This is a genomic window from Nocardiopsis deserti (assembly GCF_008638355.1).
GTDB lineage: Bacteria > Actinomycetota > Actinomycetes > Streptosporangiales > Streptosporangiaceae > Nocardiopsis > Nocardiopsis alborubida.
Genome location: NZ_VWVS01000004.1, coordinates 320,249 through 336,770 on the forward strand (window position 1 = coordinate 320,249; position 16,522 = coordinate 336,770).

The 16,522-nt window shown below is 72.1% G+C and carries 10 protein-coding genes; 5 read left to right on the forward strand and 5 right to left on the reverse strand.

The window, feature by feature from the left end; genetic code table 11:
• The first annotated feature begins 132 nt into the window (after nt 1-132).
• Both FYW99_RS14105 and FYW99_RS14110 read left to right on the forward strand, forming a co-directional pair.
• Nucleotides 133-2,241 carry a UvrD-helicase domain-containing protein gene (locus FYW99_RS14105; protein ID WP_150252498.1) on the forward strand — a complete coding sequence of 703 codons (2,109 nt, stop codon included), beginning with the start codon at nt 133-135 and terminating at the stop codon, nt 2,239-2,241.
• 43 nt (nt 2,242-2,284) lie between these two features.
• Nucleotides 2,285-4,558, forward strand: coding sequence for a GmrSD restriction endonuclease domain-containing protein (locus FYW99_RS14110; RefSeq protein ID WP_150252499.1), 2,274 nt, complete (start codon nt 2,285-2,287; stop codon nt 4,556-4,558).
• Nucleotides 4,559-4,721: 163 nt separating this feature from the next.
• On the opposite strand, the gene FYW99_RS14115 is transcribed toward FYW99_RS14110, so the two are convergent.
• Nucleotides 4,722-4,976 carry a hypothetical protein gene (locus FYW99_RS14115; protein ID WP_150252500.1) on the reverse strand — a complete coding sequence of 85 codons (255 nt, stop codon included), beginning with the start codon at nt 4,974-4,976 and terminating at the stop codon, nt 4,722-4,724.
• A 239-nt stretch (nt 4,977-5,215) separates the two neighbouring features.
• Here FYW99_RS14115 and FYW99_RS14120 point away from each other — a divergent pair, with 239 nt between their 5' ends.
• The gene (locus FYW99_RS14120; RefSeq protein ID WP_223839020.1) at nt 5,216-5,779 is read left to right on the forward strand and encodes a hypothetical protein; all 564 of its coding nucleotides are present in this window, start codon (nt 5,216-5,218) and stop codon (nt 5,777-5,779) included.
• 109 nt (nt 5,780-5,888) lie between these two features.
• Here the strand turns inward: FYW99_RS14120 and FYW99_RS14125 are convergent, their stop codons facing one another.
• Nucleotides 5,889-6,875 (reverse strand): bile acid:sodium symporter family protein, encoded by a 987-nt coding sequence (locus FYW99_RS14125; RefSeq protein WP_150252501.1) that lies wholly within the window; start codon nt 6,873-6,875, stop codon nt 5,889-5,891.
• Between the two features lie 226 nt (nt 6,876-7,101).
• On the opposite strand from FYW99_RS14125, the gene FYW99_RS14130 reads away from it, so the two are divergent.
• The gene (locus tag FYW99_RS14130; protein WP_150252502.1) at nt 7,102-7,755 is read left to right on the forward strand and encodes a restriction endonuclease; all 654 of its coding nucleotides are present in this window, start codon (nt 7,102-7,104) and stop codon (nt 7,753-7,755) included.
• 29 nt (nt 7,756-7,784) lie between these two features.
• Here FYW99_RS14130 and FYW99_RS14135 read toward each other — a convergent pair whose 3' ends face one another.
• The 3 genes from FYW99_RS14135 to FYW99_RS14145 form a co-directional block, all read right to left on the reverse strand.
• A complete protein-coding gene (locus FYW99_RS14135) occupies nt 7,785-8,567 on the reverse strand; it encodes a DUF4253 domain-containing protein (RefSeq protein ID WP_150252503.1) in 783 nt (260 codons plus the stop codon).
• 328 nt (nt 8,568-8,895) lie between these two features.
• Nucleotides 8,896-13,080, reverse strand: a complete 4,185-nt coding sequence (locus FYW99_RS14140) for a tetratricopeptide repeat protein (protein WP_150252504.1) — start codon at nt 13,078-13,080, stop codon at nt 8,896-8,898.
• Between the two features lie 336 nt (nt 13,081-13,416).
• The gene (locus FYW99_RS14145; protein WP_150252505.1) at nt 13,417-14,382 is read right to left on the reverse strand and encodes a TIGR03557 family F420-dependent LLM class oxidoreductase; all 966 of its coding nucleotides are present in this window, start codon (nt 14,380-14,382) and stop codon (nt 13,417-13,419) included.
• Between the two features lie 586 nt (nt 14,383-14,968).
• On the opposite strand from FYW99_RS14145, the gene rox reads away from it, so the two are divergent.
• Nucleotides 14,969-16,453 carry a rifampin monooxygenase gene (gene rox, locus FYW99_RS14150; protein ID WP_150252506.1) on the forward strand — a complete coding sequence of 495 codons (1,485 nt, stop codon included), beginning with the start codon at nt 14,969-14,971 and terminating at the stop codon, nt 16,451-16,453.
• Nucleotides 16,454-16,522: the final 69 nt, after the last annotated feature.

Consider the following 16,522-nt stretch of genomic DNA (forward strand, 5'->3'; position numbering starts at 1 on the left):
TGCACCGTTCCACCGCGACGCCACCGCCCGCTGCGGGCGAGGTGTGTCGGGTGTGTGCCCGCGAGGCCCTCAGCACTCTCAGGCGCGGACCCGTGGCCCTCCTCCACCCCTCACGAGGCTAGGAAAGCAGCAGTGGCACGACTCGCCCTCCACCGGGACTTCCTGCAGGAGTTCGCCGGACTCGAGAAGCCGGTCCGGGAACGCGTGGGAGAGGTGTTCGGCAAGTTCGAGAACGCCACCCACGCGGGCCTGCACCTGGAGAAGATCACCGGAGCCCGCGACGACCGTTTCCGCACCATCCGCATCGACCAGTTCTGGCGCGGTGTGGTGCTGGCACCGGAGAAGGGCGACACCTACACCCTTCTGCGCGTCCTGGGGCACGACGAGGCCTATGACTGGGCCAAGCGCCGCAGGGCGTCGGTGAACATGGCCACGGGCGGCATCGAGATCCGCGACGTGGCGGCGCTCGACGCCAGCATCCCGCACATGAAGCGCATGGCCGCCTCCGTGCCCCAGCGTCTCTTCGACCACGTCGGGGACGCCGACCTGCGCCGTCTGGGCATCGACGAGCACACCCTTCCCCTGGCGCGCGTGCTCACGGCCCCCTTCCAGCTCGACGCGGCGCGGGGCCTGCTGCCGCCGGTGCAGTGGGACGTACTGTACGGACTGGCAGCCGGGATGACCCCGGAGGAGGTGTGGGCGGAGCTGGGCTCGGCGATCTCAGAGGAGATCGATCCCGACGACCTGGACGCGGCGGTCCGGCGCAGCTCCGACCGGGTGCTCCTGGTCGAGGGCCCCGACGAGCTGATGGCCGCCCTGGAGCACCCGTTCGACCTGTGGCGGATCTACCTGCATCCGGCGCAGCGGGCCGTGGTGGAGGCCTCGCACCGTGGCCCGGCCAGGGTCAGCGGCGGCCCGGGAACGGGCAAGACCGTGGTGGCCCTGCACCGGACGCACCGGCTGGCCCGTGGCGGGGGTCGGGTGCTGCTGACCACCTTCACCTCCACGCTGGCCGACTCGTTGGAGGGCTCCCTACGGCTGCTCGCGGAGACCGACGGTGCGGGAGACGCGCTGACCGTGCTGGAGCGGGTGCGCGTGGAGCACGTGGACCGTCTGGCCAACCGTGTCTTCCGGGAGGAGCACGGTCTGCCCGACCTGCTGAGTCCGCAACGGGAGCGGCGGTTGTGGGAACAGGTGCTCGACGGCCTGGGCCTGGACCTGCCACCGGCCTTCCTGTCCGAGGAATGGCGGCAGGTGGTCCTGGCCCGCCGGGTGGAGACGGCCGAGGAGTACCTGGCGGCCAAGCGCACCGGGCGGGGCCGCGGGCTCTCGGCGGCGAAGAAGGCTCAGGTGTGGCAGGCGGTACAGGCCTTCCGGGCCCAGCTGACCGCCCAGGGCCTGTGGACCTATGAGACGGTCGTCGAGGAGGCAGCGCGGCTGCTGGAGCGGCGCGTGGACAAGCCCTTCGACCACGTGGTGGTGGACGAGGCCCAGGACCTCTACCCGGGGCAGTGGCGCCTGCTACGCGCCGCGGCGGCCGAGGGGCCCGACGACGTGTTCATCGCCGGCGACACCCACCAGCGCATCTACGGACCGCAGGTCAGCCTCGCCGAGGTCGGCCTCAACGTACGCGGACGGTCCTCGAAACTGCGCGTCAACTACCGCACCACGGCCCAGATCCTCGGCTGGAGTCTGGGGCTGATGCACGGGCAAACCGTGGACGACATGGACGGTGGTCTGGACTCGGTGGCCGGCTGCCGTTCGGAGATGCGCGGTGCCGATCCCGTCCTCTCCGGTTTCACGACGTGGGAGCGGGAGCTCCAGCACGTGGTGGAGGCCGTGCGCTCCTGGACCGAGGCCGGGGTCCTGCCCTCGGAGATCGGGATCGCCGCCCGCTCCAACCGGAGCGTGGAGCAGGCCGTGGCGGCCCTGACGAAGGCCGGTGTCACGGCACGGGCGCTGGCCAAGAACAGCGGGGCGGGTGACGCGGTCGCCGTGGGCACCATGCACCGGATGAAGGGGCTGGAGTTTCGCTGCCTGTCGGTGGTGGGCGTGGGCGGTGACCAGCTTCCGCTCGCCAGGCATGTCACCCCCGCGGACGAGGACCCCGGGGCCCACACCCGCGACCTGCTGCGCGAGCGCAGCCTGCTGTTCGTGGCGTGCACGCGTGCCAGGGAGCAGTTGCACGTGAGCTGGCACGGAACACCCAGTCCCTTCGTCGAAGCGCTCCTCACCCCCTGACTCCCGTTCCCCCAGACCGCAGAGACGAGAAAGACGACCTTCCATGGCGAAACTGTCCACGCTCCTCGACCAGATCGACAACGGGACGATCCTGCTCCCGGAGTTCCAGCGCGGCTACGTGTGGAACCGCGACCAGGTACGCGGGCTGATGCGCTCCGTCTACCTCGGCCATCCGGTGGGCAGCCTGCTGATGTGGGAGACCACCAACGCCGAGGAGGCGGTGCAGGGCGTGGTGAACGGTGCCGGGGCCCACCTGCTGCTGTTGGACGGCCAGCAGCGGATGACCACCCTGTACGGCGTGATCAGGGGCAAGGCTCCGGCGTTCTTCCAGGGCAACACGCAGGCGTTCACGGACCTGTACTTCAACCTGGAGAGCCAGGCGTTCGAGTTCTACATGCCGAACAAGATGAAGAACGATCCGCTGTGGGTGGACGTCACCGGGCTGTTCCAGCAGGGCCTGGTGCCCTATCTGACGCGCTTCACCAGTGAGCCGGAGAAGGCCAACCGGTATCTTCCCCGGCTCAACGCGTTGAGCCAGATCGTGGACCGGGACTTCCACTACGAGAGCATCACCGACGCCAACCAGACGATCGACGACGTGGTGGAGATCTTCAACCGCGTGAACTCGGGCGGCACCAAGCTTTCCAAGGGTGACCTGGCACTGGCCCGGCGGTGCGCGGTACAGCCGGGTATCCGCGCGACCATGCGCCAGAGCATCACGGACTGGGAGGAGGCGGGGTTCTCCTTCAGCATGGACTGGCTGCTGCGCAACGCCACGGCGGTGGCCACCGGACGCGCGCTGTTCACCTCCCTGGAGAACGTGGAGCCCGACCGGTTCGCCACGGCGTTGAAGAGCTCGGTCGACCACGTGGGGACCTTCCTGGACGCGGTGTCGGGACGGCTCGGACTGGACCACGACCGGGTGCTGATGGGCAGGTACGCGGCGCCGGTGGTCTCACGGCTGCTGGAGCTCAACGGCGGCAGGTTCAGTGACGCGGCGCACCGGGACAAGGTGCTCTACTGGTACGTGCACAGCGCGCTGTGGGGCCGCTACGCCGGTTCGACGGAGACCTTCCTCCAGCTCGACTACGACGCGGTGAACGAGTCGGGCGTGGAGGGTCTGCTGCAACGGATGTCCCGGTGGCGCGGGGGGAACCTGGACGTGCGCCCGCACGACTTCGAGGGCGCGACCCGGGGGTCGCGGTTCTACCCCCTGCTGTACATGCTCACCCGCGTGCACGGCGCCCGCGACTTCGGCAGCGGTCTGGAGCTGAAGGCGGAGATGCTGGGCAAGCTGTCCTCGCTCCAGGTGCACCACGTCTTCCCCAAGAAGGTGCTGCGGGAGGCCCGCTACGACAACCGCCAGGTCAACGCCATCGCCAACTTCTGCTTCCTGACCCAGGACACGAACCTGGAGGTCTCCGCGCGCACTCCGGAGGAGTACTTCCCCGAGGTGGAGGAACGCCACCCGGGGGCTCTGGCCTCGCAGTGGATCCCGATGGACCCGGACCTGTGGAAGGTGGAGAACTACCCCGACTTCCTGGCGGCGCGGCGGGAGCTGTTGGCCGGGGCGGCTCAGGACTTCCTGTCGGGTCTGGCTTCGGGCAAGGCGACGACCGGACCGGACGCGGGGCCGCTGCGGCCCATGACGGTGCTCAGCGCCGAACCCGACGACGCGCGGTCGGTGCAGGTCCAGGAGATGGTGGACGAGCTGAGGCGTCTGGGGTTCGCGGAGCCGGAGCTGGACGCGGTGATCAGCGACCCCGAACGGGGCGGGGTGATCGCCGAGGCCGAGGCGTTCTGGCCGGACGGGCTCCAGCACGGGGTCGGCAAGCCCGCGGTACTGGAGCTGGACCCCGACCAGGCCGACCTGCCGAGGTTGCAGGAGCTCGGCTATGAGGTGTTCACGTCGGTGGAGGCGCTGCTGGGCTTCGTGGACCGGCTCGGGCAGGACGCGGCCGGTGAGGCCGCCGAGGAGCCGGTGGAGGAGGTTCCCGCCTCCGGTCCGGTGACCGCCGACTTCGGTCGGGCGATGCTGTCGGTCTACGAGCGCGCCAAGTCCGAGGCCGACTACACCGCGGCCTCCTTCCTCGGCATGCTCTCGGAACTGGGTCCGCTGGGCACCGCGCGCAAACTGCTCCACGCCCCGGCGGTCTCGGACGGGTTCGCGAACCTGTGGGAGCGGGGCCGCCTGGACCTGACGGTGGAGGCGCTGGTGCTGCGCCCGGAGTTCTCGCCGCTGTTCACCGAGGAGGAGCTGACCCGGGCCCGCGCCCGGCTGGAGCAGTTCGGGTACCGCTTCCTCGACGCGGTCTGAGCCGTTCGGGGCAGGTGGGGATACCACCGCCCGGCCGCGCACTGGAGCGCGGCCGGGCTACCCCGTGTCCCTGACTGCTTGCGGGTGCCGTGTCCGGCGCCGCCGTGACCGTCCTTCCCTGAGGGCCCCGACCGCACGGCAGCGGACAGTGTGGGAAGCCGAGTCAGTCGTAGGAGCAGCGGGGGTGCGGGATGATCCCCGGTTCGGGCCTGCGGGGGCGCGGGCAGCGTCCGCGCACGCGGGCGCGGAGGGCTGTGCGACGCGGGTCGGCCTCCGTGACGGGGGCGGTGACGGGCGCGGTGTGCGCGGGAGGAGTGCACGGCGCGAGGAGGACGTGGGGGCCTCCCAGCGCGACGGCGAGGGCGAGTGCGAGGAGTCCGGAGCAGGGGCGGAGGGACCGACGGTGTCGCTCGGGCATGGGCACCAGCCTGACAGTCGTCGCCTTGTGTCGTGGACCGATCACACAAGGAGAGGTGTCCGGTCCAGGCCAGGGGTGACACGTGTGAACCATGTTGTGCCTGGGTAACCGGTTCGGTCCACTGACCGGGGTACGGTTCCGCCCGCCCTGCGCCCCGGACCGCGCGAACCGGGGCGGCGCCTGCCGCGTCCCACAGCGTGGCCGCGTCCGGCGCGGGCGCGAGCGGTGAGGGGGACGGCATGGGTGGGAAGAGGCCTTGGCCGAGGGCGGGTGAGAACCTGTCCACCAGGATGGCGCTCGGCCTGCTCCTGGGCTGCGCGCTCGTGACCTACTTCCTTCTCCAGGTCGCGGTGCAGTTCTCCGGCCACGAACTGCGGTCCGTGGGGGCCGCCTACGGTTGGGCCGGGCAGGAGGGCGCTCTGGAGGTCACCGGCTCGGTGGGCGTGGACTTCGGAAGCGACGAGCGGCAGTGCGTGGGCGCCTTCCGACCTGCGGGGGACGGCCCCGTGCGGACCGACGTCGACCTGTACCTGTCCGGGGCCTGCGAGGAGGGACGCACCGAGGAGGCCCGCCTCGTTCCGGGCGAGGACACCTGGCTGACGACCACGACCCGGGACCGCGCCTACGCGGACGCGGGGCCGGGCAGCGGGGTCGGCACCTCACTGGTGATGCTCGTCCTCGTCAACGCCTTCTGCCTCGGGCTCGGCCTGGCGTTCGCCCAGGGCTGCCTGGGGTCCGGTGTCGTGCTCCTCCGGCGGTCGCGCCGGCGGTGGCGACGGTGGCGCGCGCCGTCGGACCCCTGAGTCCCGCGCGACCGCGCGGTAGCGGTGCGGCCCCGGCGCGGAGGCGGCGTGTCCTCGGCCGGGGCGCGGACGGAGCGCGGACGGAGCAGGGCGCGGACGGGGTCCGGGTTCAGGTCCGGGGCGAGCCCTCCGGGCCGCTCCCGGTCGGCGCGGCCTCAGCCGGGGCGTCCGCGGGCGGGCGGCGGGCCCAGTAGGTGGCCACGAGCGCGCCGGAGACGTTGTGCCAGACCGAGAACAGGGCGCCGGGCAGGGCGGCGAGCGGCGCGAAGTGGGCGGTCGCCAGGGCCGCGGCGAGCCCGGAGTTCTGCATCCCCACCTCGACGCTGACCGCGCGGCGGGCGGCCTCGGGCAGCTTGGTGACCACGCCGACCAGGTAGCCGAGCCCCAGTCCCAGGGAGTTGTGCAGCACCACGGCCAGGGCGACCAGGAGGCCGGTGGAGAGCACGGCGTCGGCGTTGGCGCCCACCACCGCGGCGACCACGACGACGATGCCGATGACCGACACCAGCGGCAGGACGGGCAGGATCCTCTCCACGAACCGGCCCGCGGCCATGCGCAGCAGCAGTCCCGCCAGGACCGGGACCAGGACGACCTGGAGGATGGAGACGAACAGGTCGCCGGCGGCGACGGGCAGGGTGGAACCGGCCAGGCCCAGGACCAGGAGCGGGGTCAGCACGGGGGCGAGCAGGGTGGAGATCGAGGTCATCGCCACCGAGAGGGCCACGTCGCCGCGGGCGAGGTAGACGATGACGTTGGAGGCGGTGCCGCCGGGGGCGGAGCCGACCAGGACCATGCCCACCACCAGCAGCGGCGGCAGGCCGAGGGCCTGGGCGATCCCCCAGCCCAGGAGCGGCATGACCGTGTACTGGACCAGGACGCCGAGGACGACGGCCTTGGGGTGCCTGGCGACGACCGCGAAGTCCACGGGGCGCATGGTGAGCCCCATGCCGAACATGATGACCCCGAGCAGCGGGGAGATGTAGGGGGCGAGGAGGGCGGCCTGCCCGGGGGCGGCCAGGCCCACGATCCCTCCGGCGAGGACCAGCAGGGCGAACCACCTGCCGACGAAGTCGGCGACGCGCGTGAGAACTGACATCGAAGGACTACTTCCCGTGGGTGCCCCGGGGCGGCGGGACACCGCTCCCCGGGCGGTCGCCGCCGCGAGGGGTCGGTCGCCGCGCGGCCATGGTAGTCCCCGTGTCGTGGGCGTGCGGTGGTCAGGGCGGGTCCCGGACCGGAAACGGCTCCGCGCCGTGGGGTTCCCCACAGGGTCCCGGTACCGGAAAGGGTGACGATCCGCCCGGACGGGGAAGGGGCAGTCCATGACCGACATCTCCCCGGACGACGCGGCTGAAGGCAGGACGTACCCCGGCGAGGGCAGGACCGGCCCCCGGGAGTGGCGGTTCGTGTGGCGCCACCGGTACGCCCTCGTACTGGCCGTGGTCGTGGCGTTGATGGTCGGCGCGTGGGTGGCCCAGAGTTCGGCGCGTCCGCTGTTGTGGGGCGTGGCGGCGCTGGGGGTGGCCGCCCTGGTGTGGTGGTGCCGCATGCGGCTGCGCCTGGCCCGGGAGAAGTGGCGGGTGGCGCGGGTCGACCTGTCGGAGGTCGACCGGATGAGCGGGGTGGAGTTCGAGGAGCACGTCGCGGGGCTGATGCGCACGCATGGCTACACCGCCGTGACGGTGGTCGGCGGAGCCGACGACGGAGGGGTGGACGTGCTGGGCCGGGCGCCGGACGGGCAGGCCGTGGTGGTGCAGTGCAAGCGGTGGAACAGCCCGGTGCCCCCGAACGAGGTCCGCGCCTTCCTCGGCGTCCTCGCCACCAGTTACGAGGGGTACCGGGGGGTGTTCGTGGCCTCGAACGGCTTCACCGAGGCCGCGGCCCGCGAGGGCGAGGGTTACATGACCCTGGTGGACCGGGGACAGCTGGCGCGGTGGATGGGCGGTTCGGGCGCGCCCGAACCGCCCCGGCCGTGACCCCCGCGCAGCTTTCTCTCCGAGTTCTCTCAGTCCCACCAGAAGCGCCAGACGGGGCAGTCGACCAACTGCTCCGCGTAGACCTCCAGTCTGCCGGGGTCGGTGTTCTGCCAGACGTTGTCCGGGCAGAATGCGAAGTGCTCCGCCGCCACCCGCAGGGCGGCCGCGGTGTCGGAGGGCGGAGCCGCGACGCTCAGGGTGAGGGTGCCGAAGCCCATGCCCAGTACGCGCGCGCCGAAGCGGCGCTCCCAGTCGGCCACCACGGCCGCGAACACGGCGGTGTCGTTGTCGTAGTTGAGCGGCCCCACCCATCCGGAAGCGGCGACGGCCTCGGCGCCCGAGGCGGCCGGGACCAGCCCCAGCCGCGAGCCGACCCCGTTCTCGACCAGGATCTCGGCGCACTCGGCGGCGGACTCCCCGGGGTCCTCCTCCACCTGCGCGGCCGGTGCCCGTCCCGGCCAGGACGCCCCGTAGGGCGCGGTCACCGACAACCGGTCGGCACTGGGATCGGCCTCCTCACCGCAGGCGTGCTCCTTCCACCACCGGGCGAGCAGTGCCGCCGGGTCGTGGTCGGATGGCGAGGAGATCCATTCGGGGTACAGCTCCTGGGACTCCCAGGGCCGATCCGGTTCGCTGCCGAGTCCGTCCAGCAGCAGCGGCCACAGCCCTGACTCGGGGTGTTCGGCGTGTAGCCGGGACCACAGCCCGAACGGCACGGGGTCATCGCTCAGCCACAGCAGCGGGGTGCCGTCCTCCGAGGACACCGTGCGTCCGGGCGGAAGCCGTACGGAGAGAGCCTTCTGGGGATCCATGTCGCGATCGTAGGCGTCACCGGCGACGTTTCCTCGGCGGTCGGCCCGCCCGGGGCGCGCACCCGCGGAGCGCGCGGCTAGACAGTGTTTTTGGGGACCTCCGCTTCGCTTCGGCCCGTGTCCGGGCGCCCGAAGCACGGGAATCGGGTTGGAGCAGGCAGGGTGGTGTCTACAGCGGGTTCGCTCGTGCCCACCCGTCGCCCGCCACCACCCTCAACGGACGCCTACGGCGCGGTTCTCCCACGGAAACCCGCCCCCACCACCTCCAGAACCCCGTGGGCGCCCGAACCAACCCCCCACAAGCTGAGGCCGGTTCAAAAAACAGACCCTAGACCAGGGGCCTCCCCTCGGCCAGGTAACCGCGCACCAGATCGACGAGCGGCCCTTCCGTCCCCTCCTCGTCGAAGGCCGTGTCGGCCTCCGCCAGCAGAGGACGGGCCTCCCCGGGACGTCCCCGCTCATGGATCACGCAGCCGAGCTGGGCCAGCGAGAGAGGGAGGATCTCGGTCCTCAGCTCCCGGGCCCTTTCGACCACGGCGGCCAGCACCTCCTCCGCCCTGTCCCGGCGGCCCGTCTTGCGCAGGACGGTCCCGTACCAGTGGCGGACGAAGACGTCCTCGGCGGAGTCGGGGGCGAACACCCTCTCCACCTTGGGCAGGAGGTCGAGGACGACTTCCTCCGCACGGACGTAGTCACCCGCGTGGAGGAGCAGCGGCAGGACCCCGCCGCGAAGGTCCAGAGCTGCCCGGGCCTCCTCTCCGAAGACACGGTCCAGGAGGGAGGCCGTGCGCAGGAACCAGTGGGCCGCTTCGGCGTAGTCGCCCCGGTCGACCAGCACCGAGGCCAGCTTGTGGGTGGTGAGAACGGTCAGGTAGGGATCCCTCCGGTCGGGCCCCTCCAGGAGCAGCACCGCTTCGCGCAGATGCCTCTCGGCGGAGTCGAGGTCACCGGCGGCGTGGGCGTTCTCCCCCATGTCAGCGGTCAGGAAGGCCACCCACCAGTTGTCGGGCCCCAGAACGCTGCGCCAGACGCGCAGCCCTTGTGCCTTCGGCCTGTACCGCTTCGCGTTGCCGCGCACAGGCTGGGTCCACAGGACCGGCCTGGTCCGTGCCAGTGCCCGCACCAGGGCGAACACCAGCCAGTAGAGGGGGAGAAAACACACGACGACGATCAGCGCGCCCGCGCGCGTGCCCCACGAGTACCGCTCCCGGCGTTGGGAGCGACCGGTCCTCGGGTCGATCTCCAGCGCGGCGCAGAAGTAGAGGTGCGCCTCGGCGAAACGGTTCCGCGCCGCCAGACAGCGGCCCAGACCGTAGGCGGCCGTCCGGGTGATGGGGTGGCCGTCGCCGAGGTCGGCCAGGGACCGGACGTAGTGCTCACGGTACTCCTGCTCGACTTCGGTGACGGGACCGTGGTCGACGGGGCCGGGACCGCTGACGGAGGCGAGCACGGCCCTGTCGAGGCGTTCGTCGAGCTCCCGGACACGGGTGGCGGCCTCCTTCTGGTCGGCGATCTCCCCCCGCAGGCGCACCGCCTCCGCGCTGTCGCCCGCCCGGGCGTCCTCAAGGGCCCTGAGCTCGCGCCTGTACCACCGCAGCGCCTCGTCCTCCTTTCCCTGGCCGCGCAGGGAGAGGGCGAGCAGGGAGGCGGCCTCCCGCGGTGTGCCGTCGCCGCGACCGGAACGGTCGCGCACCAGCACGGCCGAGCGCAGGAGCCGCTCGGCAGCCCGGAGTTCGCCGTCCTCCAGGAGCCCCCGGCCGAGCCTGACGAGGAGTTCCTGGCTCTCAGTCGTAGCCGGGCGCGACGCCGCGTCGACCCGGACCATTTCTCTGTCGCACCGAAGCATCGCGTGCGCCGTGTACAGGTGCCCTGCCTCTCTCCCGGCACGGCGGCGCCTCTGCTGAGGGACGTGGCCCGGTACGTCGAGGCCGGCCGTTCCCGCCCTCTGGAGCGCGAGCGCGGCGTTGGCACGGACCAGGAACGCCAGCGCGCGACCGGGCTCCCGATCGGGATCCGCTTCCCCGACCGGTTCGCGGCGGCCCTCGGCGTCCACGCGCAACGCCTCCGCGAAGTGGGGCTCGGCCTCCTCGAACCGGCCCTGCCCCGCCAGGGCCTCCCCGAGGGTGTAGGCGGCCTCCCTGCGCTGGACGTCACCGGAGGGCAGCGCCCTGGCCAGGCCTTCGTGGACCCGCCGGGCGGTCTCCTCCGCGTCGCGCGCACCGCGGTGGTGCAGGCGGTACCGGGCGAGGAACACGCCGAGTTCGCTGAAGGTCCCGTCCGCGGACAGGGACGGGTAGAGCCCCTCCTCCGCCCGCTCCATCACGGCGTGGGTCTCCTCGAACCGCCGGGCCGCCAGGAGGCGCAGCGCCAGGATCAGACGGGGCATGTGAGCGGCGTCCGGTGGCAGGTCCGGCCACGCGTCGGCCGTACGGATCGCCTCCGCCAGGGTCTCCTCTCCGCGACGGACCCGTCCGCCCCAGAAATCGCAGGACGCCCTCAGGGCGAGCGCGGCGACCAGCACCTGGGGGGACAGGTCCGTCCCGGGGCCCCGTGCGCGGCGGATCAGGGAGTCGAGCGTCTCCGTCGCCGCGGACCTCCTGCGCTGGTGCATGTACGCCATCGCGAGCATGAGTTGGGCCTCAAGGACGAACACGTGGCGCTCGCCGACCCCGTGTTCGAGTTTGTCCAGCCCGTGCGAGAGCAGGTCGACCGCATGGGAGACGTCTGTCCCAGAGCCGTCGGACATGTTCTCGACGAGGAGGGCGGTGCCCAGGTTCACCTGTGCGTGGAGGACGTAGGAGTGGTCCGCGGGAAGCCTGCTGTGGAGCTCGTCGTAGGAGCGCTGGCACGCTTCGACGGCTCCGGAACCGTCTCCGAAGCCGGCGTCGTGGAGCAGGGCCGCCAGCACGCCGGCCTCGCCCAGGTAGACGTACGGTGCCGTGGGATCGGCCTCGGGTGCCTCGGGCCAGCGCCCGATCCCCTCCATGGCCCGGGTGAGGCACCGTTCGGCCTCCTGAAGCGAACCGTGCTTCATGGCCCGAAAGCCGACTGTGAGCAGGGCGCCGATCGCCGACCACCGGGTCTGGTCGTCGGCGCTTTCCAGAACGTCGGCGAGGACCCGTTCCGCCTCGTCGTGCCCGCCGAGGAACTGCAGCGCACGTGCGTGGTCTATACGCAGCCTCGCGGTTTCCTCCTCGTCGGCTCCGGCGCGCTCGGCGCGTTCGACGCGGTGGAGCGCCGCACGCTCCGCCATCTGCCAGTCCTCGCTGTTGAAGGCTTCGAGCATGACCGCGGTGAGTACCTCGGTACCGGTCCCGGCGTGCTGGAGGAGGAAGGCGGTGACCTCCGGCAGCGGGCGCCCCGCGCCCAGGTCCGGGTTGCGCTGGATCTCGTCGACGAGGTCCTCCCTCACCACGCACCGGTCCGGATCGTCCGGAAGGAGCGTGAGCAGCCCGTCGGGGCGGGCGTCGGCGTCGGACCTCGTCCTGCGGTCGAGTCCGGCCAGCCGCCACAGTTCGGGGAGGTCCTCCCGCTCCTCGGACCAGTCTCCGCCCCGGTGGCACCGGTAGACGAGCTCCACCGCGTCCACGGGCAGGGGACCGGTCATCCCCATCCGACGCAGGTCACAGGCGGCCTGGACGAGTACCGCCACCCTCTGGTCCTCCTCGGACCGCAGGCTCTCCCACTCCTCGACGGCCTCCGTCCCGGCCGCGAGGTAACGGGCGATGTCGACGCGGTGCGCGGTCCACTGACGCAGCGCGTCCGCCAGACGGCCGTCCAGGCGCCCGAGCCGCTGGGCCTCGCGTTCGTCGGCCGGAGGGTTGTCGACGGGCAGGTGGAGGACCTTGGCGTCGATGTTGTCGGGGTGCTCCGGCCGGAGCCACCTCCCGCTCTCCTCCTCCAGGTAGGTGGAGGCGGTCGCGACCACCCGCGGAGCCCTGCCCTCGGCGATCATCGTGTGCAACGCACCTGCGGGGAGCTTGCCGTCCTCCAGGAACCGGGGCAGGTCGTCCAGCCAGAGCACGGTCCGGCGCTTCGCCGCGGCATAGCGCGCGGCCGCGGCGAGGTCCTCCCTGCCGCTCGGGACGACGAGGGAATACCGCTTCCACGGCCGGACGCGCAAGGCCTCGAACAACGAGCGGGACTTTCCCGCCTTCGGGCGGCCGACGAGCAGGAGAAACGGGTAACGCCCCAGCTTTTCCCGCAGTTCGGCGTCGGCCGACCGTTCGACATAGGCGGGTGTTCTCTCGACGCCGTCCCCGTCACCTGTGTACGGTTCGCGTGCGGGCCTGACGCCCAGCACGCCGAGTTCCCTGATATCGGCGATTCTCCGCAGAAAGACGCCCGGCGGGAGGGCGCTGGCCGATCTGCTCGCGGCTTCCCTCTCCAGAACCTTGGCGGTCAGGGGCAGCGCCACACCGGCGGCCAGGCCCACGACGACGACCACGCGGGAAACCCATTCCGGCCAGCTCTCCGGCAGCAGCCCCCCTGCGCCGATAACGAGGGAGAGCACGAGGGCAAGGGCAGCCGTGAACCATATCCGGTAGCCGGTCATGGACAGCGCTTTCGTGTGGACGGAAACCGCGCGCGTACACGCGCGTGCTACCGGAGATCCTCACGGAGGCGCACAGAGGTGTCAACACAAAAGAAAATACGGCTCCCCTCCCTGTCGGGGACGTGAGCGTTTTCCCGTCTCCTTCACCACCTTCACGTGCGGACCGGGACGAGGAAGCTGACCCTTCCATCGGCGGATCCGCTTCACCCCGGGGAGAACAGCACGTCGGGGCCGGTGTCCGGACGGTAGGTCCAGAAGGCCCGGGCACCGGCCCGCTCCGCTGGCTGGCACCGGTCAGGTGGCGAGCGCGCGCAGGGGTCCGTCCAGCTCGCGCCGGTAGAAGTCGACGAACCCGTCGGGGTCGGGCCCGGCGTTCTGCATGACCAGGCGGTCGAAGCCCGCGTCGACGTACGCGCGCACGGCCTCGACGTAGCGTTCGGGGTCGGGTCCGCAGGCGAAGTGCCCCAGCACGTCCTCCTCCCGGACCGTGGTGGTGGCGGCCGCGAAGTTGACCGGGTTGGGCAGCTCGCTCATCACCTTCCAGCCGGTCAGGGCCCAGCGGGAGGTCTCCAGGGCCGCCTGCGCGGCGGTGTGCTCGTCCTCGGCCCAGGCCATGGGCACCTCGGCGTAGCGGGGGCCGTCGCCCCCGGCGTCGCGGTAGGCCCGCACGATCGCGGACTTGGGTTCGGTGGCGAACAGCCCGTCGCCGAGTTCGGCGGCGAGCCTGGCCGACTCCCCGCCGCTGGCGGCGACGGCGATCAGCGGCGCCTCCTCGGGAAGGTCGAACACCCGGGCGTCCTCCAGCCGCAGGTACTCGCCCTCGTAGGACTGGTAGCCGCCGTTCCACAGGAGGCGGATGATCTCCAGGGCCTCGCGCAGCATGTGGTGGCGCACGTGGACCGCGTCGGGGAACTCCTGGCCGACGACGTGTTCGTTGAGCCGCTCCCCGGAGCCGACGCCGAGGACGAAGCGGCCCTTCGAGAGCAGGGACAGGGTCGCGGCGGCCTGGGCGATGATCGCCGGGTGGTAGCGCACGGTCGGGCAGGTCACCCCGGTGGCCAGGCCGATCCGCTCGGTCCTGGTCGCGATGGCGCCGAGCACGGTCCAGGCGAAGGGCGAGTGGCCCTGGTTGTCCAGCCAGGGGTGGTAGTGGTCGCTGATCTCCACGAAGTCGAACCCGGCGCGCTCGGCCAGCTCCGCCTGCCGGACGAGCTCCTCCGGCCCGAAGGCCTCGGCCGCCAGCTTGTACCCGATCTGCATGCGTCTCCCCCGTCCGGTGGCACCGGGCGGCGGTCCGCGCGCACCGCCGGCCCCGTCCTCGGCCGGACCGGTGGAACGACGCGGGACCCCTGGCGCCCCTCACCACTCATCGATCACCCAGGGCACCCATACAACTACCGCTCGGAGCGACGAAGGGGTTGCGACACACATCCGCAGCCGGATCCGGGCCGGGCACCGGGGCCGTGCGGCCTCGCGCCCGCGCCGCGGGCGCGAGGTCGCGCGGCGCCGTTCACGAGGGAGTCGCCCATTGCTTACGGAAAGCGACGGGGGAGCGGAAAAATATCTTCCGCCATTCTCAATCTATAGCGCACCCGGGGGCTTGCGGCAAGACCCGGGTCGTGCCGCACAATTTCCCCTCGAAGCCGGAATCCGCGGCAATCCGGGATAAGCGACGGGACACGCGAAAAGCGTGTGCCGTTGTCGGCGCACGGGACGCGCGCCGGTGTCGGAGCGCTGGTGGGGCCCGGGGCGCGCTCGCAGGTGGCCGGTTCGGAGAAGCGGATGCGCGTGCCGCCGGAACACGCGGAACGGCTGATGGAGAAGCAGTCTGTTGAACGGGGAATTCATGGTTGACGTGATCGTGGTCGGCGGCGGACCGACCGGCCTGATGCTGGCCAGCGAGTTGCGGCTGCACGGCGTGCGCGTGGTCGTGCTGGAGAGGTTGACCGAGCCGACCCGGCAGGCCCGCGCCCTCGGCCTGCACACGCGCAGCATCGAGGTGATGGACCAGCGCGGCCTGCTGGAGCGGTTCCTCGCGGCCGGTGAGAAGTTCCGGGTCGGCGGCCTCTTCGGCGGCATCACCAAGCCGTGGCCCGACCGGTTGGACACGGCCCACCCGTACGGCCTGGCCATCGAGCAGCCGGTCACCGAACGGCTGCTCAACGAGCGCGCCCTCGAACTCGGTGCCGACGTCCGGCGCGGCCGCGAACTGGTCGGGCTGGGCCAGGACGGGGACGGGGTGACCGTCGAGCTGGCGGACGGCACGCACCTGCGCTCGCGCTACCTCGTCGGCTGCGACGGCGCCCGCAGCACGGTGCGCGGGCTGCTCGGCGTCGGCTTCCCCGGTGAGCCCGCCCGGGTCGAGACGCTGCTGGGCGAGATGGAGGCGGCCGAGGACCCGGTGACGATCGCCGCCGTCGTCGAGGAGGTCCGCAGGACCCAGCTGCGGTTCGGCCTCGCTCCCCTCACGGGCGGAGGCGGGGACGGCGGCGGGAGCGGGAACGCGGACGGGGCCGGGAGCGGGGTGTACCGCGTCGTCGTGCCCGCCGACGGGGTCGCCGAGGACCGCACGAGCACGCCGACCCTCGAAGAGTTCAGGCGGCAGCTGCGGGCCCACGCGGGCACCGACTTCGGCGTGCACTCGCCGCGCTGGCTGTCCCGGTTCGGCGACGCCACCCGGCTGGCCGAGCGCTACCGGGTCGGTCGGGTGCTGCTGGCCGGGGACGCGGCGCACGTCCACCCGCCCACCGGCGGGCAGGGGCTCAACCTCGGTGTCCAGGACGCGTTCAACCTCGGCTGGAAGCTGGCCGCCGAGGTCAACGGCTGGGCGCCGGAGGGGCTGCTGGACAGCTACCACGCCGAACGGCGCCCGGTGGCCGCCGACGTGCTGGACAACACCCGCGCGCAGATCACGCTGCTGGGCACCGAGCCGGGTGCGGTCGCGCTGCGGGGACTGCTCTCGAAGCTGATGGACTTCGAGGAGGTGAACCGGTACGTGACCGGGCTCGTCACCGCGACGGACGTTCGCTACGACTTCGGCGAGGGGCACGCGCTGCTCGGCCGGCGGATGCGCGACATCGGTCTGACGCGGGGACGCCTCTACGAGCTGACGCACGGCGGCCGCGGGCTGCTGCTCGACCGGACCGGTCGGCTCTCGGTGGCGGGCTGGGCGGACCGGGTCGACCACGTCGTCGATGTCGGTGACGCCAGCGGGGAGCTGGGCGCGCCCGCCGTGCTGCTGCGGCCGGACGGCCACGTGGCGTGGGCCGGTGAGGACCAGCGGGACCTGCTCGACCGGATGCCGAGGTGGTTCGGGGCCGCCGCGGGCTGAGCGCGCCGGTGACGTGCGGCGAAGACCCTCCGGCATGGCTGGTAGCCCAGCGCCGGGCCGGGTAGTGCG